The sequence below is a fragment of the Proteus sp. MB838 genome, assembly GCF_054767435.1.
The window spans coordinates 1-25,316 of sequence record NZ_BAABMO010000045.1; the positions used below are offsets into that span (position 1 = coordinate 1).

Consider the following 25,316-nt stretch of genomic DNA (forward strand, 5'->3'; position numbering starts at 1 on the left):
CAATCGCAATGGACGAAGGTTTACGCTTCGCAATCCGTGAAGGTGGCCGTACAGTAGGTGCGGGTGTTGTTGCTAAAGTATTAGGTTAATTCCTAGCTTTATTATTTTTGAAAAGGGCATCTGATGATGCCCTTTTTTAGTTTATGCCTCTATTAACGATAACTAGCTTATTGCCATTATTCATTTTTTATTATCATCAGCACACTTAGATAGATCTGTACGATAAATAGAAATTGAAATAACAATGATTATCATTTACTATCTTGATAGGTAGTTAATGAGGTCGTTATTATGTATGTCTGTCTGTGTCATGGTGTGAGTGATAAAAAAATTATCTCTACTGTTCATAAACATCAAATTCGAACAATCAATCAATTACGTCAAATCCTACCTGTAGGCAGTTGTTGTGGTAAATGTATACGTCAAGCTCGTCAACTTATAGATGATGAACAACACCTCCTTTATCCTCAAATTTCTGAAGTTGCATAACAGTTTTTAATATTCCTTTCTCTCTACTTTGTATAAAAGGTCTACACTAAAAAGACTGGAAGCAAAGGAGCATAAAAATGAAAGGTGATAAAAAAATGATAGCCCACCTTAATAAATTATTAGGTGGTGAACTTGTTGCAATTAATCAGTATTTCTTGCATGCCCGTATGTTTAAAAATTGGGGATTTACTCGCCTTAATGCGATGGAATACCATGAGTCTATTGATGAAATGAAGCATGCTGATAAATATATTGAGCGTATTTTATTTTTAGAAGGTATCCCTAACTTACAAGATTTAGGAAAACTCAATATCGGTGAAGATGTTGAAGAGATGTTGCGTTCAGATCTTGAACTCGAATTAGGGGGAGCAAAAGACTTACGTGAAGCTATCGCTTATGCTGATTCAATTCATGATTATGTGAGCAGAGATCTGATGCTAGAAATCTTAACGGATGAAGAAGGGCATATCGATTGGATTGAAACCCAACTAGAGCTTATTGAACGTATCGGACTACAAAACTATCTTCAAGCGCAAATGATTGAAGAGTGATCTCATCTTTTAGCATAAAAGAAGTACTAATCTTTCTTTATTGCTATCTATCGAATTTATAAAAGCAAAGGTAACGCTATTGTTGCCTTTGTTTTCTATTTTTTAAGTTCAATTTGCTGTGGCTAGATAATTTTTATCGCTGTTTTTTTATTCTTGGCTTGATTTCATCTCTCAGGCAAGTATAATGCGCAGGCTCACTGATTTAGTGGGGCTGATTTATCAGCTAATGCAGATTTTTTTATTGCATTAATATAATACTCCCGATTGGGGAGTTATATGCAGAACGATTACACTCTCTCATCAATCGAAATGGGTACGAGTAGTAATCATTTACGTTTATAAAAAATAGTTGGAGCTCTGGTCTCATGCAGAACCAAAGAATCCGTATCCGCCTGAAAGCTTTTGATCATCGTCTGATTGATCAATCAACTGCGGAAATCGTAGAGACTGCTAAGCGCACAGGTGCGCAAGTTCGTGGTCCAATCCCACTGCCGACTCGCAAAGAGCGTTTCACAGTGTTGATTTCTCCGCACGTTAATAAAGATGCGCGTGATCAGTATGAAATTCGCACTCACAAACGTCTGGTTGACATCGTTGAGCCAACCGAGAAAACCGTTGATGCTCTGATGCGTCTGGATCTGGCTGCCGGCGTAGACGTGCAGATCAGCCTAGGTTAATCAGGTCATCAAGCGATTGAGAGGTTGAAACAATGATTGGTTTAGTCGGTAAAAAAGTAGGAATGACTCGTATCTTCACTGAAGATGGCGTTTCAATCCCTGTAACCGTTATCGAAATTGAAAACAACCGTGTTACTCAGGTCAAAGATCTAGAGAAAGACGGTTATCGTGCAATTCAGGTGACTACAGGTAGCAAAAAAGCGAACCGTGTACTGAAACCTGAAGCAGGTCATTTTGCTAAAGCTGGTGTTGAAGCTGGCCGCTTACTGCGTGAATTCCGTCTGAACGAAGGCGAAGAATACACTGTAGGTCAAAGCATTAGTGTAGAAATTTTCGCTGACGTTAAAAAAGTCGACGTTACTGGAACATCTAAAGGTAAAGGTTTTGCTGGTACTGTAAAGCGCTGGAACTTCCGTACTCAAGATGCTACCCACGGTAACTCCTTGTCTCACCGCGTTCCGGGTTCTATCGGTCAGAACCAGACTCCGGGTCGTGTATTTAAAGGCAAGAAAATGGCAGGTCAACTGGGTAACGAACAAGTTACCGTTCAGAGCCTGGAAGTAGTACGTGTTGACGCTGAGCGCAACCTGCTGCTGGTCAAAGGTGCTGTCCCAGGTGCAACTGGCAGTGACCTGATCGTTAAACCAGCTGTCAAGGCGTAACGTCGAGGAGATAGGAATGGAATTGGTAATGAAAGACGCGCAAGGCGCGCTGACTGTTTCCGAAACTACCTTCGGGCGTGACTTTAACGAAGCGCTTGTGCATCAAGTAGTCGTTGCATACGCTGCTGGTGCTCGTCAAGGTACTCGTGCTCAGAAAACTCGTGCTGAAGTTTCTGGTTCAGGCAAAAAGCCATGGCGCCAGAAAGGTACAGGTCGTGCACGTTCAGGTTCAATCAAGAGCCCAATTTGGCGCTCTGGTGGTGTTAGCTTCGCAGCTAAACCACAGGACCACAGTCAAAAAGTAAACAAAAAGATGTACCGCGGTGCTCTGAAGAGCATTCTGTCAGAACTGGTACGTCAAGATCGTCTGATCGTCGTAGAGAAGTTCTCTGTTGAAGCGCCTAAAACTAAGCTTTTAGCACAGAAACTGAAAGATATGGCTCTGGAAGATGTACTGATTGTCACAGCAGAAGTTGATGAGAATCTGTATTTAGCAGCACGTAACTTATACAAAGTAGACGTTCGTGATGCAGCAACAATCGATCCAGTTAGCTTAATCGCCTTCGACAAAGTCGTCATGACTGCTGACGCTGTGAAGCAAGTTGAGGAGATGCTGGCATGATCCGTGAAGAACGTCTGCTGAAAGTACTGCGCGCGCCGCATGTATCTGAAAAAGCTTCTATCGCGATGGAAAAATCAAATACCATCGTTCTCAAAGTTGCTAAAGACGCGACCAAAGCAGAGATTAAAGCAGCTGTACAAAAACTGTTTGAAGTCGAAGTTGAAAGTGTTAACACTCTGCTGATGAAAGGCAAAGTGAAACGTCACGGTCAGCGTATTGGTCGTCGTAGCGACTGGAAAAAAGCTTACGTCACCCTGAAGGAAGGCCAGAATCTGGACTTCGTCGGCGGCGCTGAGTAAGTCGGAGGAGTAAAGAACAATGGCAATTGTTAAATGTAAACCTACGTCTCCGGGCCGTCGCCACGTAGTTAAAGTGGTAAACCCAGAGCTGCATAAAGGGAAACCTTATGCGCCATTGCTGGAAAAGAACAGCAAATCCGGTGGTCGTAACAACAATGGTCGTATCACTACCCGTCATATCGGTGGTGGTCACAAACAGGCTTACCGTATTGTTGACTTTAAACGCAACAAAGATGGTATCCCTGCGACAGTAGAACGTCTGGAATATGATCCAAACCGTTCAGCTAACATCGCTTTAGTGCTGTATGCTGATGGTGAACGCCGCTACATCCTGGCTCCAAAAGGCCTGAAAGCGGGTGATAAAGTTCAATCTGGCGTTGATGCTGCTATCAAAACGGGTAACACCTTACCAATGCGTAATATCCCGGTTGGTTCTACCGTTCATAACGTAGAAATGAAACCAGGTAAAGGTGGTCAGTTAGCTCGTTCAGCTGGTACTTACGTTCAAATCGTTGCGCGTGATGGTGCTTATGTCACTATTCGTCTGCGTTCTGGTGAAATGCGTAAGATCCCTTCTGATTGCCGTGCAACTATCGGTGAAGTAGGTAACTCTGAGCACATGTTACGCGTTCTGGGTAAAGCTGGTGCAAGTCGCTGGCGTGGTATTCGTCCTACCGTTCGCGGTACTGCGATGAACCCAGTAGACCACCCACACGGTGGTGGTGAAGGTCGTAACTTTGGTAAACACCCTGTAACACCTTGGGGCGTTCAAACCAAAGGTAAGAAGACTCGTAAAAACAAACGCACTGAACACTTTATCGTTCATCGTCGTACTAAGAAATAATTAGAGGATAAGCCATGCCACGTTCTCTCAAGAAAGGTCCATTTATTGACCTGCACTTGCTGAAGAAGGTAGAGAAAGCGGTGGAAAGCGGTGACAAAAAGCCTGTTAAGACTTGGTCCCGTCGTTCAACGATCTTTCCTAACATGATCGGTTTGACCATCGCTGTCCATAATGGTCGTCAGCATGTTCCAGTTTACGTTTCCGACGAAATGGTTGGTCACAAACTGGGTGAATTCGCGCCGACCCGTACTTATCGCGGTCATGCAGCCGATAAAAAGGCTAAGAAGAAATAAGGTAGGAGGAAGAGATGGAAACTATCGCTATACATCGCCACGCTCGTTCTTCTGCTCAGAAGGTTCGCCTGGTGGCAGACCTGATTCGCGGTAAGAAAGTGTCGCAAGCTCTGGAAACTCTGACCTATACCAACAAGAAAGCTGCTGGTTTAGTGAAGAAAGTACTCGAGTCTGCTATTGCTAATGCAGAACACAACGATGGCGCTGACATTGATGATCTGAAAGTAGCTAAGATCTTTGTTGACGAAGGTCCTTCTATGAAGCGCATTATGCCTCGTGCAAAAGGCCGTGCAGATCGTATTCTGAAGCGCACCAGCCACATCACTGTGGTTGTGTCCGATCGCTGAGACTCTGGAGACTAGCAATGGGTCAAAAAGTACATCCTAATGGTATCCGCCTTGGCATTGTCAAGCCTTGGAATTCCACATGGTATGCGGGTACCAATGAATTCGCTGACAACCTAGACAGCGATTTTAAAGTGCGCCAGTACTTAACTAAAGAACTGGCAAAAGCATCTGTATCTCGTATCGTTATCGAACGTCCTGCGAAAAGCATCCGTGTGACTATTCACACTGCTCGCCCAGGTATCGTTATCGGTAAAAAAGGTGAAGATGTAGAAAAACTGCGTAAAAACGTAGCGGATATCGCTGGCGTTCCTGCGCAAATTAATATCGCCGAAGTACGTAAACCTGAACTGGACGCAAAATTAGTTGCTGACAGCATCACTTCACAGCTGGAACGTCGTGTTATGTTCCGTCGTGCTATGAAGCGTGCGGTACAGAACGCAATGCGTTTAGGCGCTAAAGGTATTAAAGTGGAAGTAAGTGGTCGTTTAGGCGGCGCTGAAATCGCTCGTACTGAATGGTATCGTGAAGGTCGTGTACCTCTGCACACTCTGCGTGCAGATATCGACTACAATACCTCAGAAGCACATACTACTTATGGTGTGCTCGGCGTTAAGGTATGGATCTTCAAAGGTGAGATCCTGGGTGGTATGGCTGCGGTTGAACAGGCGGAAAAACCAGCCGCTCAACCTAAAAAGCAGCAGCGTAAAGGCCGCAAGTAAGGAGAGTCGCTGATGTTACAACCTAAGCGTACAAAATTCCGTAAAGTGCATAAAGGCCGCAACCGTGGCTTAGCTATAGGTACGGATGTAAGCTTCGGGACTTACGGTCTTAAAGCTGTGGGCCGTGGTCGTCTGACTGCACGTCAGATCGAAGCGGCACGTCGTGCAATGACCCGTGCAGTTAAGCGTCAGGGTAAAATCTGGATCCGTGTGTTCCCAGACAAACCAATCACTGAAAAGCCGCTCGAAGTCCGTATGGGTAAAGGTAAAGGTAACGTAGAGTATTGGGTTGCCTTGATCCAGCCAGGTAAAGTCCTATATGAAATGGATGGTGTGCCTGAAGAAGTGGCCCGTGAAGCATTTCAGCTAGCGGCAGCAAAACTGCCTATCAAAACCACCTTTGTAACTAAGACGGTGATGTAATGAAAGCAAAAGAGCTGCGCGAAAAGAGCGTTGAAGAGCTGAACACTGAATTGCTGAACTTACTGCGTGAGCAGTTCAATCTGCGTATGCAGGCAGCAAGTGGTCAGTTACAACAGTCTCATCTGTTGAAACAAGTGCGTCGTAATATCGCACGCGTTAAGACTTTACTGACTGAGAAGGCGGGTGCGTAATGACCGATAAAATCCGTACTCTGCAAGGTCGTGTGGTAAGTGACAAAATGGAAAAATCTGTTGTTGTTGCTATCGATCGTATGGTGAAACATCCATTATATGGTAAATTCATCCGTCGTACGACTAAACTGCATGTACATGACGAGAACAACGAATGTGGCATGGGTGACGTAGTAGAAATTCGTCAAACACGTCCTATCTCTAAGACTAAGTCTTGGGCGTTAGTTCGCGTTGTAGAAAAAGCTGTTCTGTAATAAAATAGCCTTTTCATACGAAATAAACGGCTCAAAACTGAACGAGCCGTTTATTTTTTCTGTCCATATCGAGAATGTGGTGTTATAATGCCGCTCCCTCGTATTATGGGATATTGAACGGCCTCTTCTAATGTGGAAGTGGCTCAGTAGTAGTTGACATTTAGCGGAGCACTAAAATGATCCAAGAACAGACTATGCTGAACGTGGCCGACAACTCCGGTGCACGTCGCGTAATGTGTATCAAGGTTCTAGGTGGCTCGCACCGTCGCTACGCAGATGTAGGTGACATCATCAAAATTACCATTAAAGAAGCAATTCCACGTGGTAAAGTTAAGAAAGGTGATGTACTGAAAGCGGTAGTGGTGCGCACCAAGAAGGGTGTTCGTCGCCCTGACGGTTCTGTCATTCGCTTCGATAGCAACGCTTGTGTATTGTTAAACAACAACAGCGAGCAAGTTATTGGTACGCGTATTTTTGGGCCGGTTACTCGTGAACTTCGTAACGAGAAGTTTATGAAAATAATCTCTCTGGCACCTGAAGTACTCTAAGGAGCAGGCAATGGCAGCGAAAATCCGTCGTGAAGACGAAGTTATCGTGCTAACTGGTAAAGATAAAGGTAAGCGCGGTAAAGTAAAACAGGTTCTTTCTTCTGGTAAAGTTATCGTTGAAGGTATCAATCTGGTTAAAAAACATCAGAAGCCAGTACCGGCTCTGAACCAACCAGGTGGCATCGTTGAAAAAGAAGCTGCAATTCAAGTTTCTAACGTTGCAATCTTCAATGCGGCAACCGGCAAGGCTGACCGTGTAGGTTTTAGATTCGAAGACGGCAAAAAAGTTCGTTTCTTCAAATCTAATAAAGAAACTATCAAGTAATTTGGAGTATACGATGGCGAAACTGCATGATTACTACAAAGACGAGGTAGTCCAAAAACTGATGTCTCAGTTTGGTTACCATTCTGTCATGCAAGTCCCTCGGGTCGAGAAGATCACCCTGAACATGGGTGTTGGTGAAGCAATTGCTGATAAAAAACTGCTGGATAATGCAGCAGCTGATTTAGCAGCAATCTCAGGTCAAAAACCTCTGATCACCAAAGCACGCAAATCTGTTGCAGGCTTCAAAATCCGCCAGGGCTATCCGATCGGCTGTAAAGTGACCCTGCGTGGCGAACGCATGTGGGAGTTCTTTGAACGTCTGATCTCTATTGCTGTACCACGTATCCGTGACTTCCGTGGTTTGTCCGCTAAATCATTCGATGGACGTGGTAACTACAGCATGGGCGTGCGTGAACAAATCATCTTCCCTGAAATCGATTACGATAAAGTGGATCGTGTTCGTGGTTTGGATATTACCATTACTACGACTGCGAAATCTGATGATGAAGGTCGCGCATTGTTAGCAGCGTTTAACTTCCCGTTCCGCAAGTAAGGCAGGGCATTCATGGCTAAGAAATCTATGAAAGCACGTGATGTAAAACGTGCGAATTTAGCTGAGAAATTCTTCGCAAAACGCGCAGAACTGAAAGCTATCGTTTCAGATGTAAACGTATCTGATGAAGATCGTTGGAATGCTGTTCTGAAACTGCAAACACTGCCACGTGATTCAAGTCCTTCACGTCAGCGTAACCGCTGCCGTCAAACTGGACGTCCGCACGGTTTCCTGCGGAAATTTGGCCTAAGCCGTATTAAAGTCCGTGAAGCCGCTATGCGCGGTGAAATCCCGGGCCTTAGAAAGGCTAGCTGGTAATCACCCTAATTGAATCACGGGAGTAAAGACAGATGAGCATGCAAGATCCCATCGCGGATATGCTGACCCGTATCCGTAACGGTCAGGCCGCGAATAAAGTTGCGGTCACAATGCCTTCCTCCAAGCTGAAAGTGGCGATTGCCAACGTGCTTAAGGAAGAAGGTTATATCGAAGATTTTAAAATTGAAGGCGACACTAAGCCAGAACTGGAAATCACTTTAAAATATTTCCAAGGTAAGGCTGTAGTAGAAAGCATTCAGCGCGTAAGCCGTCCAAGTCTGCGCATCTATAAAAGAAAAGATGAGCTGCCACAAGTTATGGCAGGACTGGGCATCGCTGTTGTTTCTACCTCAAAAGGTGTTATGACTGATCGTGCAGCTCGCCAAGCAGGTCTTGGTGGCGAGATTATCTGCTACGTAGCTTAATTCGGGAGGAAAGAATGTCTCGTGTGGCAAAAGCACCCGTCGTCATTCCTGCCGGCGTAGAGGTTAAACTCAACGGTCAGGTAATTACGATTAAGGGTAAAAACGGCGAGCTTACTCGTACTATCCATAATGCAGTTGAAATTCAACATGCTGACAACCAACTAACTTTCGCACCACGCGATGGTTATGCTGATGCATGGGCACAAGCGGGTACTACTCGTTCACTGCTAAATGCAATGGTTGTAGGTGTTACCGAAGGCTTCACTAAGAAACTGCAACTGGTAGGTGTAGGTTATCGTGCGTCTGTTAAGGGCAACACAGTTAACTTATCAGTAGGTTATTCACATCCAGTGGAACACCAACTGCCAGCAGGCATCACTGCTGAATGTCCAACACAAACTGAAATCCTACTGAAAGGTGCGGATAAGCAAGTGATTGGTCAAGTAGCAGCTGAACTGCGTGCTTACCGTCGCCCTGAACCTTATAAAGGTAAAGGTATTCGTTACGCCGACGAAGTTGTGCGTATCAAAGAGGCTAAGAAGAAGTAAGGTAACACTATGGATAAGAAAGCAGCTCGTATCCGTCGTGCGACCCGCGCACGCCGTAAGCTCCAGGAACTGGGTGCGACTCGCCTGGTGGTACATCGTACCCCTCGCCATATTTATGCGCAGGTTATTGCACCAAACGGTTCTGAAACTTTGGTGGCCGCTTCTACTACAGAAAAAGCTATCATTGAGCAACTGAAAAACACTGGAAACAAAGAAGCAGCAGCAGTAGTTGGTAAAATTGTTGCTGAACGCGCTCTGGAAAAAGGTATCAAATCAGTATCATTTGACCGTTCCGGTTTCCAATATCATGGTCGAGTCCAGGCACTGGCAGATGCTGCCCGTGAAGCTGGCCTTCAGTTCTAAGGTAGGAGTGTAAGATGGCTCACATCGAGAAACAAGCTGGCGAACTGCAGGAAAAGCTGATCGCGGTAAACCGCGTATCGAAAACCGTTAAAGGTGGTCGTATCTTTAGCTTCACCGCTCTTACAGTAGTTGGTGATGGTAATGGCCGCGTTGGTTTTGGATATGGCAAAGCTCGCGAAGTTCCGGCAGCAATCCAGAAAGCGATGGAAAAAGCCCGTCGCAATATGAAAACCGTCGCTTTAAACAACGGTACTCTGTTCCACCCTATTAAAGGTACTCATACAGGTTCTCGCGTATTTATGCAGCCTGCTCATGAAGGTACTGGTATCATCGCAGGTGGTGCAATGCGTGCAGTTCTAGAAGTGGCTGGCGTTCGTAACGTACTGGCTAAAACCTATGGTTCCACGAATCCGATTAACGTCGTTCGTGCAACACTGGACGCTTTAGATAGCATGAAGTCTCCAGAAATGGTCGCAGCTAAGCGTGGTAAATCCGTTGAAGAAATTCTGGGGTAATGACCATGGCTAAGACTATTAAAATTACTCAAACACGCAGTTTAATCGGCCGTCTGCCTAAACATAAGGCAACTATGGCTGGTTTAGGTCTGCGTCGCATCGGTCACACTGTAGAACGCGAAGATACACCAGCAGTTCGCGGTATGATCAACTTGGTTTCCTATATGGTTAAAGTTGAGGAGTAAGAGATGCGTTTAAATACTCTGTCTCCGGCTGAAGGTGCCAAGCATGCGCCTAAACGTGTAGGTCGTGGTATCGGTTCTGGCCTGGGTAAAACTGGCGGCCGTGGTCACAAAGGTCAGAAATCTCGTTCTGGCGGTGGCGTACGTCGTGGTTTTGAAGGTGGTCAGATGCCTTTATACCGTCGTTTACCAAAATTTGGTTTTACTTCACGTAAATCATTCGTGACTGCGGAAATCCGTCTGTCTGATTTGGCTTATGTTGAAGGCGATGTAATCGATCTGAATGCACTGAAAGCCGCAAACGTTGTTGGCCCACAGATTGAATTTGCAAAATTAATTCTGTCTGGCGAGGTTAACCGTGCAGTGACTATTCGTGGTCTGCGTGTTACCAAAGGTGCCCGTGCAGCAATCGAATCAGCTGGCGGTAAAATTGAGGAATAAGTGACAGATGGCTAAACAACCAGGGTTAGATTTTCAGAGTGCTAAAGGTGGTATAGGTGAACTAAAACGCAGATTACTGTTTGTTCTTGGTGCACTAATTGTCTTTAGGATTGGCTCTTTTATTCCTATCCCTGGTATTGATGCCACTGTGCTTGCCAAATTGCTCGATCAGCAAAAAGGCACCATCATTGAAATGTTTAACATGTTCTCTGGTGGTGCTCTTAGCCGTGCTTCTATCTTTGCGCTGGGTATCATGCCTTATATTTCGGCATCGATTATTATCCAACTATTATCAGTGGTTAACCCTCGGTTAGCGGAGATTAAGAAGGAAGGGGAGGCCGGTCGTCGTAAGATCAGCCAATATACCCGTTATGGTACTTTGGTGCTGGCGATATTCCAATCTATTGGTATCGCAACAGGCTTACCGAATATGCCAGGAATGCAAGGTCTGGTTATTAATCCAGGCTTACCATTCTATATTACGGCTGTTGTGAGCTTAGTCACAGGGACAATGTTCCTGATGTGGTTAGGTGAGCAAATCACTGAACGTGGTATTGGTAACGGTATCTCAATCATTATCTTTGCAGGTATCGTTGCAGGTCTTCCACCTGTCATTGGTCAAACCATCGAGCAGGCGCGGCAAGGCGAACTGCACTTCCTCCTGTTATTGTTGGTTGCAGTATTGGTGTTCGCGGTAACTTTCTTTGTTGTTTTTGTAGAAAGAGGACAACGTCGTATCGTTGTTAACTATGCAAAACGTCAACAAGGGCGTAGAATATACGCGGCACAAAGTACACATCTACCACTTAAGGTAAATATGGCGGGTGTAATACCGGCAATTTTTGCTTCAAGTATTATTCTGTTTCCTGGTACAATAACCTCTTGGTTTGGCGATGGTACAGGATGGGGTTGGCTGACGACAATTTCTTTAAATTTACAGCCTGGTCAACCTATTTATGTGTTACTATACGCTGCTGCAATCATCTTCTTCTGTTTCTTCTATACGGCGTTGGTTTTCAACCCAAGAGAAACGGCAGATAACCTGAAGAAGTCCGGTGCATTTGTACCAGGAATTCGCCCGGGAGAGCAGACGGCTAAATATATAGATAAAGTGATGACACGTTTAACCTTAATCGGTGCCCTGTACATTACCTTTATCTGTCTCATCCCGGAGTTCATGCGTGACGCAATGAAAGTACCTTTCTATTTTGGTGGTACTTCCCTCTTAATCGTGGTTGTGGTCATCATGGATTTTATGGCTCAAGTGCAAACTCTCCTGATGTCAAGTCAGTATGAGTCTGCATTGAAAAAAGCAAACCTTAAAGGCTAATTACCGATAAGATGGGTTTGTTTTAGAAGTTACGGAGAGTAAAAATGAAAGTTCGTGCTTCCGTCAAGAAAATGTGCCGTAACTGCAAAATCGTTAGACGTCACGGCCACGTGCGTGTAATTTGCAGTGTTGACCCTAAGCATAAACAGCGTCAAGGCTAAATTATTGCATTTTTTTCTTGCAAAGTTCGGTTGAGCTGGCTAAATTAGCCAGCCCAATCATTTATAATCATACAGTATTGTTTGAGTATCCTGAAAACGGGCTTTTCAGAATAGTACTGTATAAAGTTAATTTAGGAGTGCATAGTGGCCCGTATAGCAGGCATTAACATTCCTGATCATAAACATACCGTAATCGCTTTAACATCGATTTACGGCATTGGTAAAACTCGTTCACAGGCTATCTGTGAAGCAACGGGTATTGCTGAAAATGTTAAGATCAGTGAGCTGTCTGAAGAGCAAATCGACAAGCTGCGTGACGAAGTTGCCAAATACGTTGTAGAAGGTGATCTACGTCGTGAAGTTACCCTGAGCATCAAACGTCTGATGGATCTTGGTACTTACCGTGGTTTACGTCATCGTCGTGGTCTACCAGTTCGCGGTCAGCGTACTAAGACTAACGCACGTACCCGTAAGGGTCCGCGTAAGCCGATCAAGAAATAATCGGGGTATTTGAACAATGGCAAAAGCACCTATTCGTGCACGTAAGCGTGTAAGAAAACAAGTCTCTGACGGTGTGGCTCATATCCATGCTTCTTTCAACAACACAATCGTTACTATTACAGACCGTCAAGGTAACGCGTTGGGTTGGGCTACTGCCGGTGGTTCCGGTTTCCGTGGTTCTCGTAAATCTACTCCGTTTGCGGCTCAGGTTGCAGCAGAACGTTGCGCTGAAGCTGTTAAAGAGTACGGAATTAAGAACTTGGAAGTTATGGTAAAAGGACCTGGTCCTGGTCGTGAGTCAACTATCCGTGCATTAAACGCGGCTGGTTTCCGCATCACTAATATTACTGATGTGACTCCGATTCCTCATAACGGTTGTCGTCCACCGAAAAAACGTCGCGTTTAATAACGGTTTCGTTTTTAGGATAGTTGGAGAAAGAAAATGGCAAGATATTTGGGTCCTAAGCTCAAGCTGAGCCGTCGCGAAGGTACAGATTTATTTCTGAAATCTGGCGTTCGGGCGATTGACACCAAGTGTAAACTGGAACAAGCACCAGGTCAGCACGGCGCACGTAAACCGCGTCTGTCTGATTACGGTGTTCAGTTACGTGAAAAACAAAAAGTACGTCGTATTTACGGTGTTCTAGAGCGTCAATTCCGTAACTACTACAAAGAAGCAACACGTCTGAAAGGCAACACAGGTGAGAACTTACTTACTCTGTTAGAAGGTCGTCTGGATAACGTTGTTTATCGTATGGGCTTTGGCGCAACTCGCGCAGAAGCACGTCAGATGGTTAGCCACAAAGCAATCATGGTAAATGGTCGCGTGGTTAATATTGCTTCTTATCAGGTTTCCCCGAATGACGTAGTCAGCGTTCGTGAAAAATCGAAAAAACAGTCTCGTATTAAGGCTGCTTTAGAGCTGGCTGAACAGCGTGAAAAGCCAACATGGCTGGAAGTTGATGCTGCTAAGATGGAAGGTGTGTTCAAACGTATTCCTGAACGTACTGACTTGTCTGCGGACATTAACGAGCACCTGATCGTCGAGCTTTACTCCAAGTAAGGCTTAGCACCAAAGAGAGGACACAATGCAGGGTTCTGTGACAGAGTTTCTAAAACCGCGCCTGGTTGATATCGAGCAAGTGAGTTCGACGCACGCCAAGGTGACCCTTGAGCCATTAGAGCGAGGCTTCGGCCACACTCTAGGTAACGCACTGCGCCGTATTCTGCTTTCGTCTATGCCGGGTTGTGCGGTAACAGAGGTTGAGATTGATGGTGTACTGCATGAGTACAGCACCAAAGAAGGTGTTCAGGAAGATATCCTAGAAATACTGCTCAACCTTAAGGGGTTGGCGGTAAAAGTTCATGGTAAAGATGAAGTAATTCTTACTTTGAGCAAATCTGGCATTGGCCCTGTTATTGCAGCCGATATCATCCATGACGGTGATGTCGAAATCGTCAAGCCGCAGCACGTTATCTGCCACCTTACAGACGAAAACGCATCTATTAATATGCGTATCAAAGTTCAGCGTGGTCGTGGTTATGTGCCGGCTTCTGCCCGAATTCATTCGGAAGAAGATGAGCGCCCTATCGGTCGTTTACTAGTAGATGCGTGTTATAGCCCAGTTGAGCGAATCGCTTATACTGTGGAAGCAGCGCGTGTTGAACAACGTACCGACTTGGATAAGCTGGTAATCGAGATGGAGACTAACGGTACTATCGATCCAGAAGAATCGATTCGCCGTGCAGCGACTATCCTGGCTGAACAGCTTGAAGCTTTTGTTGACTTACGTGATGTTCGTCAGCCTGAAGTTAAAGAAGAGAAGCCAGAGTTCGATCCGATCCTGCTGCGCCCAGTTGACGATCTTGAATTGACTGTCCGCTCTGCTAACTGTCTGAAGGCAGAAGCAATCCACTACATCGGTGATCTGGTACAGCGTACTGAAGTTGAATTACTTAAGACGCCTAACCTTGGTAAGAAATCTCTTACTGAGATTAAAGACGTACTGGCGTCGCGTGGTTTATCTCTAGGCATGCGCCTTGAGAATTGGCCACCTGCAAGTATCGCTGATGAATAAGATCACAGGTTAAGGTTTTACTGAGAAGGATAAGGTCATGCGCCATCGTAAGAGTGGTCGTCAATTGAACCGCAACAGCAGCCATCGTCAGGCTATGTTTCGCAACATGGCAGGTTCTTTAGTTCGTCATGAAATCATCAAGACAACTTTGCCTAAAGCGAAAGAACTGCGTCGCGTCGTTGAGCCGCTGATTACTCTTGCCAAGACCGACAGCGTAGCTAATCGTCGTCTGGCATTCGCCCGTACTCGTGACAACGAAGTCGTGGCAAAACTGTTTACAGTATTAGGTCCGCGTTTTGCGAGCCGTGCAGGTGGTTACACTCGTATTCTGAAGTGTGGCTTCCGTGCAGGTGACAATGCTCCAATGGCTTACATTGAGCTTGTTGACCGTGCTGATTCTGAAACAGAAGCAGCTGCTGAATAATAAATTATTATTTAGCGAAGCGAATAAAAAGACCGGATTTTTTAATCCGGTTTTTTTATTGCTATAGATTAGCAATAAATTTAAATTTATTGGTTCCTCCCTTTAATGACTCGCTACTTCTTTATTTATGTGGGTGTTATATATTTACTTTTGAATATGCTGCTATTGTGCGAAAGTAAGTATTAAGTATCGCACTATATTTCAATTCTATTTTTTTGGTTATTTGTTATGCTTACTTATCATTAGTTTGAGGAGTGATCAATGTATCGCATCGGCCAAATTGCAAAATTAGCGAATGTTACAACAGATACTATCCGTTTTTATGAAAAACAAGGATTGATGGAACATGATAGACGGACAGAAGGTGGCTATCGTCTGTATACAGAACAAGATTTGCAAAGATTACGCTTTATTCGTTATGCCAAAGAGTTAGGCTTTACTCTGGATGCTATTACTGAGTTACTTTCAGTTAGAGTCGATCCTGCGCATCATACTTGTGTAGAATCAAAACATATTGTTGATGCTAGGCTAGCAGAAGTTGAGGCTCGTCTAAAAGAAATGGAAAAGATGCGTGATTCTTTAAAAATGTTAAGCAATGCTTGCTGTGGAACCGCTCATGAAAGTACATATTGTTCAATTCTAGAAATACTTGAATCTGGAGCGACAAAGCAATAATATCTGCACTGAAGATTGTTGTTCTATGCTTTATGTTCTTTAATAATTTAAGAGGTTTTTATGTCTAGCAAATATCAGCACCAAAAAGGTGTGATCAAAGATAATGCGTTAGCTGCACTTGTTCATGATCCTTTATTTAGACAACGGGTAGAAAAAAATAAGAAAGGCAAAGGCAGCTATATGAGAAAGGCAAAACATAATAAGAAAGGTAACTGGGAGGCCAGTGATAACAAATATTTTCAATTGTTATCACTGGCCTTTTAGTTTTTATTTTTGCTGATTTTTTAATAGATCACGGATTTCTGTTAATAAAGTTTCTTCTGCTGAAGGTGCAGGTGGTGCTTTAGGTTGCTCTTCTTCTTGTCTGCGCATCTTATTAATTAATTTAATCGCACAGAAAATAGCAAACGCGACAATGGCAAAATCAAAAACAGTTTGTATAAAGGCACCATAGTTTAAGATAACGGCAGGTATATCCCCATGAGCCTCTCTTAGTACTAAACTAAATTGTTTAAAATCGATCCCTCCAATGAGTAAGCCTAATGGAGGCATAATCACATCAGCTACTAAGGATGAAACAATTTTTCCGAATGCGGCACCAATGATGACACCGACTGCCATGTCAACAACATTGCCTTTCATTGCAAATTCACGAAACTCTTTGAAAAAAGCCATAACCACCCCTTATTAGTATGGATCTAGATATAAAAATATGTGTTTAGATAATAATAATAGATCAGTATCAGTAACAATCACTACTATTCTTATTTCTACACTAGAGTTATAAGAAAAATGGACTAGGTTGGAACAGTTTTTCTACTTCAGGAACATATTTTTTATCTGTAATAAACATGATCACATGGTCACCTTGTTCTATTGAGTGACTTGCATTGGCAATAATGACATCTTCATTGCGGACAATGGCGCCGATAATTGTGCCTGGCGGAAGTTTGATATCTTGAATACGTCTACCGACAACTTTTGAGGTATTTTCATCACCATGTGCAATGGCTTCAATAGCTTCAGCAACACCGCGACGTAATGAGGAGACACTGACAATATCTGCTTTGCGAACATGACCTAATAGTGCTGAAATAGTGGCTTGTTGCGGAGAGATGGCAATATCAATGACTCCACCTTGGACTAAATCAACATAAGCACTGCGTTGAATAAGTACCATGGCTTTTTTTGCCCCCATACGTTTTGCGAGCATTGCGGACATGATATTTGCTTCATCATCATTAGTGAGTGCAATAAAGACATCGATTTGCTCAATATGCTCTTCAGCGAGTAGCTCTTGATCAGATGCATCACCATAAAACACGATAGTATCATGGAGGAGCTCTGCTAACTCGGTAGCACGTTGTTGATTATGCTCAATCAGCTTAACGCTATAATCTTTTTCTAATCTTGCCGCTAATCCTGCTCCAACGTTTCCGCCACCAACAATCATAATGCGTTTATAAGGTTTTTCTAATCGTTGTAGCTCACTCATTACTGCGCGAATATGTTGTGATGCCACCACGAAAAAGACCTCATCACCCGCTTCAATAATGGTCGATCCTTGAGGGCGAATAGGTCTATCTTGGCGAAAGATAGCCGCAACACGAGTATCAATATGTGGCATATGATCACGTAGAGTGGATAGTGCATTACCCACAAGTGATCCACCATAGTAGGCTTTTACTGCCACGATACTGACTTGACCTTCAGCAAAGTTTACTACCTGTAGGGCACCGGGGTATTGAATTAGTTTATAGATATAATCTATAACGAGGTGTTCAGGGGAGATGAGGTAATCAATAGGAATTGCTTCTGGTAAAAAAAGTTTATCTGCTTCACGAACAAATTCAGAGGCTCGGATACGAGCAACTTTATTGGGAGTATTAAATAAAGTATAAGCGACTTGGCATGCTATCATATTTGTTTCGTCAGAATTTGTGACGGCAACTAGCATATCCGCATCTTCAGCCCCCGCTTCTCTTAAGACTCTCGGATGAGATCCATGACCATTTACAACTCTTAAATCAAATTTATCTTGAAGTTGACGTAAACGGGTAGCATCAGTATCGACAACAGTAATATCGTTATTCTCACCGACAAGATTTTCAGCGAGAGTGCCACCCACTTGACCTGCGCCTAAGATAATAATTTTCATCGTCAGTTCTCAGAATATTCGATTAACAAATAAAAGATCAATGTCTGTTCACATCGATCTTGTGTTGGAATAGTAGCTTCTTTTAGATCTGATATCATCTTTTATCAGAAGATCATTTTTTGTTGATCAGCGCATAAAAGAAGCCATCACCGCTATATTGCTCCGGTAAGCATTGATGCTGATAGTCACATTGAGCATCTTGCATTGACGATAAGAAGGCTGCAATTTGTTGGCTATTTTCTTCCGGTAAAATAGAACAAGTAGCATAAACTAATGTGCCGCCTGATTTTAGGTATGGCCATATAGCATGTAATATTTCTTTTTGAATTTGCGCTAACTGAGCTATGTCTTCATTACGACGTAGCCATTTGATATCTGGATGGCGACGTATAACGCCAGTTGCTGAGCAAGGAGCATCAAGTAAGATCCTGTCAAATTGCATATTTGCACACCATTGCTCTGGATAACGTCCATCACCACTTTTGACTGTGGCATGTAGCTTTAAGCGGTTTAGATTTTCTTTAACTCTGGCTAAACGTTGCTCATCTATATCAATGGCGAGAACATGTGCTTTAGGGGCTATTTCTAAGATATGGGTTGTTTTTCCCCCAGGAGCTGCACATAAATCAAGAATTTGTTCGTTATTTTGTGGCGCTAGTAATTCTGCACAACGCTGAGCACTGCGGTCTTGAACTGTGACCCACCCCTCATTAAATCCCGGTAACAGGTGAACATTACAAGGTGTTTCTAAACGAATAGCATTGGGGTGGTGGTCATCGGAGAACGCGCTGATCCCTTTTTTTTCAAGCAGCGCTAAGTACTGTTCACGTGAATGATGTATTTGATTTACCCGTAACCACATTGGCGGCTTTTGGTTATTTCCTTCAATAATACTTTCCCATAGCTCAGGGTAGGCATTTTTTATTCGTGTGAGTAACCAAGAAGGGTGCAAATAACGGCTATCATTATTTTGGAAACGTTCCATTAATACATCTTGTTGACGCTGAAATTGGCGTAATACACCGTTAATTAACCCTTTTAATTGTGGTTTTTTCAGTGCGATCGCACCGTTAACAGTTTCAGCGAGTGCTGCATGGGCAGGAACTCGAGTATAAAGGAGCTGATATAAACCGACCATAATGAGGTAATGTAAAATTCGTTGTTTACCTTTCAGTGGTTTATCCATTAGTTGTTGGATGATCCATTCTAGCTGGGGCAAGGTACGTAAGGTACCAAAGCAGAGCTCTTGCAAGAGCGCTTTGTCTTTATCTGAAATGTTTTTTTGTAATTCAGGGATCACCGAACTTAATGATAAGCCTTGATCTAAAACTTGAGCTATTGCCTTTGCTGCAATACTGCGTAAGTTGTATGACGTTTTCATAGTGAATTAGCGTTTATATATTGGCCGCCAGAGAAGAATAATATTGGCGTGAAAAAAGGACCCCCTGAAATATTGTTATTTCAAGGGGTAGTATCATTATTGAATGATTTTCCCAGGGGTAAACCAATCTCGTTTGGAATTTAGGAAATCGGCTGATGCCATAGGTTTTTTACCTGATGGTTGAAGCTTGGTGATATTTAAAATACCTTCACCTGTTACGATATAAATGCCTGTTTTATCTGCTTTCAATAATGTACCTGGTATTTGATTGGTATTATCCGACGCGATAACTTGCGCTTCCCATACTTTCACCGGCTGATCATCGAGCATAAAAAAGCTCATAGGCCATGGATTAAACGCTCTAATACAACGTTCTATCTGTTGTGCAGATAACGACCAATTAATTTTTGCTTCTTCCTTTGATAGCTTTTCTGCGTAATTCGCTAGGCTATCATCTTGTTTTTCCGCTTTTAACTCACCGCTAATGATAAGATCTAATGTATTAATTAGTGCTTTAGGCCCCAGCTCTGCTAATTTAGCATAAAGAGAAGCACTCGTGTCTTGATGAGTAATTGGGCATGATGCTTTATAAAGCATATCGCCAGTATCTAAACCAACATCCATTTGCATAATGGTGACGCCAGTTTCTGTATCGCCCGCCCATAAGGCACGTTGGATAGGTGCAGCACCTCGCCATTTAGGTAGAAGAGAGCCATGGACGTTTAAGCAACCTAAACGAGGGATATCAAGTACTGCTTTGGGTAAAATCATACCATAAGCAACAACAATCATAACGTCAGGTAGTAGTGCTTTGATCCACTCATGATTCTCTTCTGGTTTTAACGATGTCGGTTGATAAACAGGAATGTTATTAGTTAATGCCAGTTCTTTCACTGGATTAATCGTCAGCTTCTTACCTCTTCCTGCGGGTTTATCTGGTGGCGTTAATACCCCAACAATATGATGTTGAGTTGATAACAGAGCAGCTAAATGTCGGGCTGCAAAGTCGGGTGTTCCCGCAAAGATAATACGTAATGAATCAGACACGTTTTTTTCCTGTTACAAGTAAATCTCTATTGTCCCGCTTTTGCTCTTCTCTTATCGAGCTTTTCAACTTTCTGGCGGATACGTTGGCGTTTTAATGGAGATAAATAATCCACAAATAATTTGCCAACTAAATGATCCATCTCATGTTGAATACAAATAGCGAGTAAGTCATCAGCTTCTAATTCAAAAGGTTGTCCGTTGTAATCAAGCGCTCTTACTTTTACGCGCTCTGCACGAGGCACAAATGCGCGTTGTTCAGGTATTGATAAACAACCTTCCTCTATTCCGGTATCACCTTCCTGATCAAGAAGTTCTGGATTAATGAGTACCAGTTTTTGATCTCGTGTTTCAGAGATATCAATGACGATGATGCGCTGGTGGATATCCACCTGTGTCGCAGCTAAACCGATACCTTCTTCCAAATACATTGTTTCAAACATATCATCGACAATTTTTTGAATTTCGGCATCAACTTTTTCGACTGGCTTTGCAATGGTGCGAAGGCGCTCGTCTGGATAATGTAATACGTGTAATACTGCCATAATTTATTTGGACTGTTTCTAAAATGTGAATGAGAATTAACGTCTATTCTAGACATTTATTGTCTGGATTGACAGTATTTGCTGAGTTTAGCACTCACCTTGTATGTTAAAAAATAACACTAGGATAATGCATGGATGCCAGAGAAATATGGATAAGACTTAATGTTGTTTCAAGATTGCCAGTAAATAAAGCGATTAAGGTGGTGGAATACTTACAATCATTGACGCAACTAAATCGTAAAGTGTTACTAGAATGTGGCCTATCAGAACAACAAAGTCACCAATTTATGAGGCTTCAGGCAAATTGTGTCAAAAGTACATTAAAGTGGCTAGATAAAAATGAATCATCACTCTTAACAATTTCTGATTCAGATTATCCTTTGCTATTAAAACAAATATCTTCTCCACCTCTTTTGCTTTTTGTTGCAGGTAATAAAGAGCATTTAAAAAGCACACAAATTGCATTAATTGGTAGTAGAGATGCTACACAGTATGGAACTAAGTGGGCGACTTATTTTGCACAACAGCTCGTGAAAAATAAATTCACAATTACAAGCGGGTTGGCGCAAGGGATTGATGGTGTTGGACATCGTAGTGCTTTAAAACATCATGGCGTCACTATTGCTGTATTAGGGAGTGGTTTAGAACAAATTTACCCATCATTTCATCGTCGACTAGCAGAGCAAATCAAAGAGTCGGGTGTTCTTGTTTCAGAGCATCTCCCGATGGCACCTCCTTTAGCTCGTCATTTCCCGCAAAGGAATAGAATTATTAGTGGATTGAGTTCAGCTCTCTTAATTGTAGAAGCTGGCATAAAAAGTGGATCTTTAATCACTGCCAATTATGCTCTACAACAAGGCAAAGAATTGTTTGTGTTACCCGGATTACTCGGTAATTCACACTTTGAAGGAAATCATCAGTTGCTAAAACAGGGGGCGAATTTAGCCTCTTCGCCAGATGATATTATGGAATATTTAAATAGCTCTTTGCAGTGGTTAATCTTTAATCATAATGATGATTTACAGGACGAGCATATCGCAGAGGTTGGCTCAGCTACCAACAATAAAAAAGAGTCCAGCAATATGCGATTAGAAATTGAAAAACTTACACCCACTCAACAGCAATCAATAAATTTGATATTGCCTTTGTTAGGTTTTGATAAAGCTATCCCGATTGATATTATTGCGAATAAGAGCGGTTTATCCACATCAGATTTAGCTCCTCTTTTATTAGAGCTTGAGCTTATCGAAAAAGTCGCTATTGTGGCGGGTGGCTATATTCGATTGGAATAAGTGTTATGAGGTAAGACAATGGCAAAAATAATGCCGTTTACGCATCCATCTGAGCAAGAAAAATGTCCTGAATGTGGCAGTGATTTAATTATAAGAAATGGTGGCCATGGCCCTTTTCTAGGATGTTCTGCTTATCCTAATTGCCATTATATTAAGGCGTTGAAATCTCAAGACGATGGACAGGTTATTAAAGTATTAGAAGGACAGCCTTGCCAATGTTGTGGCGCAGATTTAGTTTTACGACAAGGTAAGTTTGGCATGTTTATAGGCTGTAGCAATTATCCTGCTTGTGAGCATATAGAACAAATTGATAAACCTGATGAGACTGTGATTCATTGTCCTCAGTGCGAAAAGGGCAAATTATTACAGCGTAAGTCTCGGTTTGGTAAAATATTTTATGCTTGTAACCAATATCCTGAATGTCAATTTGTACTAAATAACAAACCGATTAATGGTGAGTGCGAATATTGTCATTATCCATTATTGATGGAAAAGAGGTCTTCTCAAGGAGTAAGATTAGTGTGCGCCAGCAAATTGTGTGGCAAGCAACAAACAAAAAGAGAAGAACATGAATAACGAAGTATCACCTGTAAATAATACAATTATAGAAGCACTGCAAAATAATCAAGTTATTGCCTATCCAACAGAAGCTGTGTTTGGTGTCGGTTGTGATCCTGATAGTGAAAGCGCGGTAATGGCATTACTTGAGTTAAAACAGAGAGCCATTGAGAAAGGGCTTATTTTAATTGCTGATAACTATGAACAATTAAAACCTTATATTGATGATAACGCATTGACTCAAGAACAGCGGGAGCGGATGTTTGCCTCTTGGCCAGGCCCAATCACTTGGGTTATTCCAGCTAAGTCAACAACGCCAAAATGGCTAACAGGGCGGTTTTCTTCCTTAGCTGTAAGGGTTACGGATCACCCTATTGTGAAAGCATTATGTGTGGCTTATGGCAAACCATTAGTATCAACCAGCGCAAATTTAAGCGGACTTCCTCCATGCCGTAGTGTTGAAGAAGTACAAGAGCAGTTTCGTAATCGAATTGCTATTGTAAATGGCGAGGTTGGTGGCAGAAAAAATCCTTCTGAAATTAGAGATGCACTCACAGGTGAGCTATATCGACAAGGATAATGATGCTATGGAAAAATATGTAGTGATGGGCAATCCCATTGAACATAGTCAATCTCCTTTTATTCATCAGCTTTTTTCGAAACAGTCAGGGATTGATTATGAATATGGGCGTTTACTGGTTCCATTAGGCGAATTTGATAAAGTAGCAACGCAATTTTTTTCTCAAGGTGGACGTGGAGCTAATGTTACCGTTCCTTTTAAGGAAGATGCTTTTCGCTTTGTGGATAAATTAACACAAAGAGCACAAGCCTGTGGTGCTGTTAATACTATTTTAAAATTAGATGACGGCACGTTATTAGGTGATAATACTGATGGTCAGGGCTTAATTCTTGATTTAGCTAGGTTGGATTTTATTATCCCCGGAAAAATATTATCGGTTCTTGTTATTGGGGCTGGTGGTGCTACACGAGGGATATTATTACCATTATTAAATTATAATTGTGATATTACTTTGACTAATCGCACTGTTGAAAAAGCACAACAATTAGCACAAGAATTTAGCCAATTTGGTACAATTAGAGCTAGTGCTCCACAAAATGTTACAGATAAACATTATGATCTAATTATTAACGCCTCTTCATCTAGTATGACGGACGATATTCCTCCTATACCTGATAGTGCTTATGGTTTTAAAACTGCTTGTTATGATTTGTATTATAAGGCAGGTATGACTTCTTTTTTATACCATGCATTAAAAAATGGTAGTACACGCTTATCTGATGGCCTAGGTATGCTGGTAGGGCAAGCCGCTTATGCCGTTGAGTTATGGTATGAGCGAGTACCTGATATTAATCCAACAATAAATATTTTAAGAGAAAATTTGAATAAATGAATCAATCCATTCAATTTCCTGATCGTGAGCAGTGGCTTGAAGATCAAAATTGCGTTCTTTTCCCTATCATGGTCAATGGAATGTTATTTGATTGCCAAATCACCGAACAAGAGCTAAAGGCACGCTTTGGTGATAATAGTAATGGTCTTTGTTTGTTTAAACAGCATCGATGGGAAATTGAAGAAGAATTTGAAGAGTTGGCTAAGCTGTATGAAGTGTCAACTCTTCATCCATTTTACTGTTTATCAATGGCGGAATGAGCCGTTGATAAATAGTCGTTCTTCCACTTTACGTAATTATTAGCAGAGTAGATAAAGTGTTGTATTTCTGCGGGCGTGAGTGGGCGGATCTTTTTTACTGGGCTACCTAAATAAAGAAAACCACTTTCTAGTCGTTTACCAGGTGGTACTAGGCTTCCTGCGCCGATCAAAACATTATCTTCAATAATTGCACCATCAAGTAAGATTGATCCCATGCCGACTAATACTCGGTTTCCGATTGTACACCCATGTAACATTGCTTTGTGTCCAACAGTCACATCATCACCGATGATGAGAGGAAAACCATTAGGGGTATTTTCTGATGCATGTGTAACATGTAGCACTGAGCCATCTTGAATATTAGTCCTTGCTCCTACACTGACATAGTTAACATCACCGCGGATCACAACCATTGGCCAAATGCTGACATCTTCACTAAGGCGTACATCACCAATAACAGTGGCTGTCACGTCAATATAAACATCTTTAGCAATGGAAGGTGATAAGTGTAAGTAACTTCTAATAGTGGAATGGCTCATGATTGACCTCATACGAATATTGTGGCGGTACTTTGCTGTAATTGTAATATAGAAAAGCATAGCAGTGAGCAGCTATATCTGACGAGAGAATAATCCAGAGTATTATTTTTAACTGAAATAAATAGCGATGATAATAAAAGTAAGTGGATCGATGATGATCGATAGAAGATAACGAATAGACAAAACGGTTATTGGTAGTATAATTTTTGTGCTACTAGCGGGGTTTTAGTGTCAAAAATAGACGTGTAGCTTAAAAATAGAGCGAACAGAAAAAAAATTGAAATAAATACTTGCGCTAATCTGAGAAGCCCCTATAATGCGCACCCACTGACCGACGATGAGCTGACAACAGCAACGACGGAAAGGGAA

At 42.5% G+C, this 25,316-nt stretch carries 44 protein-coding genes; 38 read left to right on the forward strand and 6 right to left on the reverse strand.

Annotation, left to right across the window (positions count from 1 at the left end):
• The 33 genes from ACYUCW_RS15445 to ACYUCW_RS15605 form a co-directional block, all read left to right on the forward strand.
• On the forward strand, positions 1–89 hold an 89-nt coding region (locus tag ACYUCW_RS15445; RefSeq protein ID WP_196761731.1), incomplete at its 5' end, for an EF-Tu C-terminal domain-related protein.
• 202 nt (positions 90–291) lie between these two features.
• Positions 292–489: a bacterioferritin-associated ferredoxin gene (gene bfd, locus ACYUCW_RS15450; protein WP_004246968.1), complete on the forward strand. Its 198-nt coding sequence runs from the start codon at positions 292–294 to the stop codon at positions 487–489.
• Positions 490–566: 77 nt separating this feature from the next.
• Positions 567–1,040: a bacterioferritin gene (gene bfr / locus ACYUCW_RS15455; RefSeq protein WP_004246967.1), complete on the forward strand. Its 474-nt coding sequence runs from the start codon at positions 567–569 to the stop codon at positions 1,038–1,040.
• Positions 1,041–1,405: 365 nt separating this feature from the next.
• Positions 1,406–1,717, forward strand: a complete 312-nt coding sequence (rpsJ, locus tag ACYUCW_RS15460; RefSeq protein ID WP_001181005.1) for a 30S ribosomal protein S10 — start codon at positions 1,406–1,408, stop codon at positions 1,715–1,717.
• 32 nt (positions 1,718–1,749) lie between these two features.
• Entirely contained in the window at positions 1,750–2,379 is a 630-nt protein-coding gene (gene rplC / locus ACYUCW_RS15465; protein ID WP_004246966.1) for a 50S ribosomal protein L3, read from the forward strand.
• Positions 2,380–2,395: 16 nt separating this feature from the next.
• Positions 2,396–3,001: a 50S ribosomal protein L4 gene (rplD, locus tag ACYUCW_RS15470; protein WP_004246964.1), complete on the forward strand. Its 606-nt coding sequence runs from the start codon at positions 2,396–2,398 to the stop codon at positions 2,999–3,001.
• Complete coding sequence (gene rplW, locus ACYUCW_RS15475) at positions 2,998–3,300, forward strand: 50S ribosomal protein L23 (protein WP_004246962.1); 303 nt, start codon at positions 2,998–3,000, stop codon at positions 3,298–3,300. The genes rplD and rplW overlap by 4 nt, the downstream gene beginning before the upstream one ends.
• A gap of 19 nt (positions 3,301–3,319) precedes the next feature.
• Positions 3,320–4,144 carry a 50S ribosomal protein L2 gene (rplB, locus tag ACYUCW_RS15480; RefSeq protein ID WP_004246961.1) on the forward strand — a complete coding sequence of 275 codons (825 nt, stop codon included), beginning with the start codon at positions 3,320–3,322 and terminating at the stop codon, positions 4,142–4,144.
• A 14-nt stretch (positions 4,145–4,158) separates the two neighbouring features.
• Positions 4,159–4,437, forward strand: a complete 279-nt coding sequence (rpsS, locus tag ACYUCW_RS15485; protein WP_004246960.1) for a 30S ribosomal protein S19 — start codon at positions 4,159–4,161, stop codon at positions 4,435–4,437.
• 14 nt (positions 4,438–4,451) lie between these two features.
• Positions 4,452–4,784 carry a 50S ribosomal protein L22 gene (gene rplV / locus ACYUCW_RS15490; RefSeq protein ID WP_004246959.1) on the forward strand — a complete coding sequence of 111 codons (333 nt, stop codon included), beginning with the start codon at positions 4,452–4,454 and terminating at the stop codon, positions 4,782–4,784.
• Between the two features lie 17 nt (positions 4,785–4,801).
• Positions 4,802–5,503, forward strand: a complete 702-nt coding sequence (gene rpsC / locus ACYUCW_RS15495; protein ID WP_004246958.1) for a 30S ribosomal protein S3 — start codon at positions 4,802–4,804, stop codon at positions 5,501–5,503.
• A 12-nt stretch (positions 5,504–5,515) separates the two neighbouring features.
• Positions 5,516–5,926 (forward strand): 50S ribosomal protein L16, encoded by a 411-nt coding sequence (gene rplP, locus ACYUCW_RS15500; RefSeq protein ID WP_004246957.1) that lies wholly within the window; start codon positions 5,516–5,518, stop codon positions 5,924–5,926.
• A complete protein-coding gene (gene rpmC, locus ACYUCW_RS15505; RefSeq protein ID WP_004238624.1) occupies positions 5,926–6,117 on the forward strand; it encodes a 50S ribosomal protein L29 in 192 nt (63 codons plus the stop codon). Before rplP ends, rpmC begins: the two co-directional genes overlap by 1 nt.
• Positions 6,117–6,371 (forward strand): 30S ribosomal protein S17, encoded by a 255-nt coding sequence (gene rpsQ, locus ACYUCW_RS15510; protein WP_004246956.1) that lies wholly within the window; start codon positions 6,117–6,119, stop codon positions 6,369–6,371. The genes rpmC and rpsQ overlap by 1 nt, the downstream gene beginning before the upstream one ends.
• A 176-nt stretch (positions 6,372–6,547) precedes the next feature.
• Positions 6,548–6,919: a 50S ribosomal protein L14 gene (gene rplN / locus ACYUCW_RS15515; RefSeq protein ID WP_004246955.1), complete on the forward strand. Its 372-nt coding sequence runs from the start codon at positions 6,548–6,550 to the stop codon at positions 6,917–6,919.
• Between the two features lie 10 nt (positions 6,920–6,929).
• Positions 6,930–7,244, forward strand: a complete 315-nt coding sequence (gene rplX / locus ACYUCW_RS15520; RefSeq protein WP_004246953.1) for a 50S ribosomal protein L24 — start codon at positions 6,930–6,932, stop codon at positions 7,242–7,244.
• Between the two features lie 13 nt (positions 7,245–7,257).
• The gene (gene rplE / locus ACYUCW_RS15525) at positions 7,258–7,797 is read left to right on the forward strand and encodes a 50S ribosomal protein L5 (RefSeq protein ID WP_004246952.1); all 540 of its coding nucleotides are present in this window, start codon (positions 7,258–7,260) and stop codon (positions 7,795–7,797) included.
• Positions 7,798–7,809: 12 nt separating this feature from the next.
• Positions 7,810–8,115, forward strand: coding sequence for a 30S ribosomal protein S14 (gene rpsN / locus ACYUCW_RS15530; RefSeq protein WP_004246951.1), 306 nt, complete (start codon positions 7,810–7,812; stop codon positions 8,113–8,115).
• Positions 8,116–8,147: 32 nt separating this feature from the next.
• Positions 8,148–8,540, forward strand: coding sequence for a 30S ribosomal protein S8 (rpsH, locus tag ACYUCW_RS15535; RefSeq protein WP_004246950.1), 393 nt, complete (start codon positions 8,148–8,150; stop codon positions 8,538–8,540).
• A 14-nt stretch (positions 8,541–8,554) separates the two neighbouring features.
• Positions 8,555–9,088: a 50S ribosomal protein L6 gene (rplF, locus tag ACYUCW_RS15540; protein ID WP_004246948.1), complete on the forward strand. Its 534-nt coding sequence runs from the start codon at positions 8,555–8,557 to the stop codon at positions 9,086–9,088.
• 9 nt (positions 9,089–9,097) lie between these two features.
• The gene (gene rplR / locus ACYUCW_RS15545) at positions 9,098–9,451 is read left to right on the forward strand and encodes a 50S ribosomal protein L18 (RefSeq protein ID WP_004246947.1); all 354 of its coding nucleotides are present in this window, start codon (positions 9,098–9,100) and stop codon (positions 9,449–9,451) included.
• 14 nt (positions 9,452–9,465) lie between these two features.
• Positions 9,466–9,966, forward strand: a complete 501-nt coding sequence (gene rpsE, locus ACYUCW_RS15550; protein ID WP_004246946.1) for a 30S ribosomal protein S5 — start codon at positions 9,466–9,468, stop codon at positions 9,964–9,966.
• Between the two features lie 5 nt (positions 9,967–9,971).
• Positions 9,972–10,151: a 50S ribosomal protein L30 gene (gene rpmD / locus ACYUCW_RS15555; RefSeq protein ID WP_012368690.1), complete on the forward strand. Its 180-nt coding sequence runs from the start codon at positions 9,972–9,974 to the stop codon at positions 10,149–10,151.
• 3 nt (positions 10,152–10,154) lie between these two features.
• Positions 10,155–10,589 (forward strand): 50S ribosomal protein L15, encoded by a 435-nt coding sequence (rplO, locus tag ACYUCW_RS15560; RefSeq protein ID WP_004246944.1) that lies wholly within the window; start codon positions 10,155–10,157, stop codon positions 10,587–10,589.
• Positions 10,590–10,596: 7 nt separating this feature from the next.
• Positions 10,597–11,919: a preprotein translocase subunit SecY gene (gene secY / locus ACYUCW_RS15565; protein WP_460408977.1), complete on the forward strand. Its 1,323-nt coding sequence runs from the start codon at positions 10,597–10,599 to the stop codon at positions 11,917–11,919.
• 44 nt (positions 11,920–11,963) lie between these two features.
• Positions 11,964–12,080, forward strand: coding sequence for a 50S ribosomal protein L36 (gene rpmJ, locus ACYUCW_RS15570; protein ID WP_012368691.1), 117 nt, complete (start codon positions 11,964–11,966; stop codon positions 12,078–12,080).
• A 144-nt stretch (positions 12,081–12,224) separates the two neighbouring features.
• Positions 12,225–12,581, forward strand: a complete 357-nt coding sequence (gene rpsM, locus ACYUCW_RS15575; RefSeq protein WP_004249689.1) for a 30S ribosomal protein S13 — start codon at positions 12,225–12,227, stop codon at positions 12,579–12,581.
• A 16-nt stretch (positions 12,582–12,597) separates the two neighbouring features.
• Positions 12,598–12,987 (forward strand): 30S ribosomal protein S11, encoded by a 390-nt coding sequence (gene rpsK / locus ACYUCW_RS15580; protein WP_002919257.1) that lies wholly within the window; start codon positions 12,598–12,600, stop codon positions 12,985–12,987.
• A gap of 36 nt (positions 12,988–13,023) precedes the next feature.
• Entirely contained in the window at positions 13,024–13,644 is a 621-nt protein-coding gene (rpsD, locus tag ACYUCW_RS15585) for a 30S ribosomal protein S4 (protein ID WP_004246942.1), read from the forward strand.
• Between the two features lie 25 nt (positions 13,645–13,669).
• Positions 13,670–14,659: a DNA-directed RNA polymerase subunit alpha gene (locus tag ACYUCW_RS15590; protein ID WP_004246941.1), complete on the forward strand. Its 990-nt coding sequence runs from the start codon at positions 13,670–13,672 to the stop codon at positions 14,657–14,659.
• 37 nt (positions 14,660–14,696) lie between these two features.
• Complete coding sequence (gene rplQ / locus ACYUCW_RS15595) at positions 14,697–15,083, forward strand: 50S ribosomal protein L17 (protein WP_004246940.1); 387 nt, start codon at positions 14,697–14,699, stop codon at positions 15,081–15,083.
• 261 nt (positions 15,084–15,344) lie between these two features.
• Positions 15,345–15,758 (forward strand): Zn(2+)-responsive transcriptional regulator, encoded by a 414-nt coding sequence (gene zntR / locus ACYUCW_RS15600; protein ID WP_460408980.1) that lies wholly within the window; start codon positions 15,345–15,347, stop codon positions 15,756–15,758.
• Positions 15,759–15,818: 60 nt separating this feature from the next.
• Entirely contained in the window at positions 15,819–16,022 is a 204-nt protein-coding gene (locus tag ACYUCW_RS15605; RefSeq protein ID WP_004246938.1) for an alternative ribosome-rescue factor A, read from the forward strand.
• 3 nt (positions 16,023–16,025) lie between these two features.
• Here the strand turns inward: ACYUCW_RS15605 and mscL are convergent, their stop codons facing one another.
• The 5 genes from mscL to def all read right to left on the reverse strand — a co-directional run bounded on the left by mscL (position 16,026) and on the right by def (position 20,886).
• Positions 16,026–16,433 (reverse strand): large-conductance mechanosensitive channel protein MscL, encoded by a 408-nt coding sequence (mscL, locus tag ACYUCW_RS15610; RefSeq protein WP_004246937.1) that lies wholly within the window; start codon positions 16,431–16,433, stop codon positions 16,026–16,028.
• A 106-nt stretch (positions 16,434–16,539) separates the two neighbouring features.
• Complete coding sequence (trkA, locus tag ACYUCW_RS15615; protein ID WP_004246936.1) at positions 16,540–17,916, reverse strand: Trk system potassium transporter TrkA; 1,377 nt, start codon at positions 17,914–17,916, stop codon at positions 16,540–16,542.
• A gap of 112 nt (positions 17,917–18,028) precedes the next feature.
• Positions 18,029–19,297 carry a 16S rRNA (cytosine(967)-C(5))-methyltransferase RsmB gene (rsmB, locus tag ACYUCW_RS15620; protein ID WP_460408982.1) on the reverse strand — a complete coding sequence of 423 codons (1,269 nt, stop codon included), beginning with the start codon at positions 19,295–19,297 and terminating at the stop codon, positions 18,029–18,031.
• A 96-nt stretch (positions 19,298–19,393) separates the two neighbouring features.
• On the reverse strand, positions 19,394–20,344 hold the full coding sequence (fmt, locus tag ACYUCW_RS15625) for a methionyl-tRNA formyltransferase (RefSeq protein WP_004249886.1): 951 nt from the start codon (positions 20,342–20,344) through the stop codon (positions 19,394–19,396).
• Between the two features lie 26 nt (positions 20,345–20,370).
• Entirely contained in the window at positions 20,371–20,886 is a 516-nt protein-coding gene (def, locus tag ACYUCW_RS15630) for a peptide deformylase (protein ID WP_004246933.1), read from the reverse strand.
• Between the two features lie 131 nt (positions 20,887–21,017).
• Here def and dprA point away from each other — a divergent pair, with 131 nt between their 5' ends.
• Genes dprA through ACYUCW_RS15655 form a run of 5 tightly spaced genes read left to right on the forward strand, consistent with a single transcriptional unit; the run spans position 21,018 to position 24,408 of the window.
• Entirely contained in the window at positions 21,018–22,178 is a 1,161-nt protein-coding gene (dprA, locus tag ACYUCW_RS15635) for a DNA-processing protein DprA (protein ID WP_163748707.1), read from the forward strand.
• An 18-nt stretch (positions 22,179–22,196) separates the two neighbouring features.
• Positions 22,197–22,754: a DNA topoisomerase family protein gene (locus tag ACYUCW_RS15640; protein WP_163748705.1), complete on the forward strand. Its 558-nt coding sequence runs from the start codon at positions 22,197–22,199 to the stop codon at positions 22,752–22,754.
• A complete protein-coding gene (gene tsaC / locus ACYUCW_RS15645) occupies positions 22,747–23,316 on the forward strand; it encodes an L-threonylcarbamoyladenylate synthase type 1 TsaC (RefSeq protein ID WP_004249883.1) in 570 nt (189 codons plus the stop codon). Before ACYUCW_RS15640 ends, tsaC begins: the two co-directional genes overlap by 8 nt.
• Before the next feature lie 7 nt (positions 23,317–23,323).
• Positions 23,324–24,148 carry a shikimate dehydrogenase gene (gene aroE / locus ACYUCW_RS15650; protein WP_004249684.1) on the forward strand — a complete coding sequence of 275 codons (825 nt, stop codon included), beginning with the start codon at positions 23,324–23,326 and terminating at the stop codon, positions 24,146–24,148.
• Positions 24,145–24,408 carry a DUF1488 family protein gene (locus tag ACYUCW_RS15655; protein WP_004249683.1) on the forward strand — a complete coding sequence of 88 codons (264 nt, stop codon included), beginning with the start codon at positions 24,145–24,147 and terminating at the stop codon, positions 24,406–24,408. The genes aroE and ACYUCW_RS15655 overlap by 4 nt, the downstream gene beginning before the upstream one ends.
• Here ACYUCW_RS15655 and ACYUCW_RS15660 read toward each other — a convergent pair.
• Positions 24,384–24,947 carry a gamma carbonic anhydrase family protein gene (locus ACYUCW_RS15660; RefSeq protein WP_004249682.1) on the reverse strand — a complete coding sequence of 188 codons (564 nt, stop codon included), beginning with the start codon at positions 24,945–24,947 and terminating at the stop codon, positions 24,384–24,386. The genes ACYUCW_RS15655 and ACYUCW_RS15660 overlap by 25 nt on opposite strands.
• Positions 24,948–25,316: the final 369 nt, after the last annotated feature.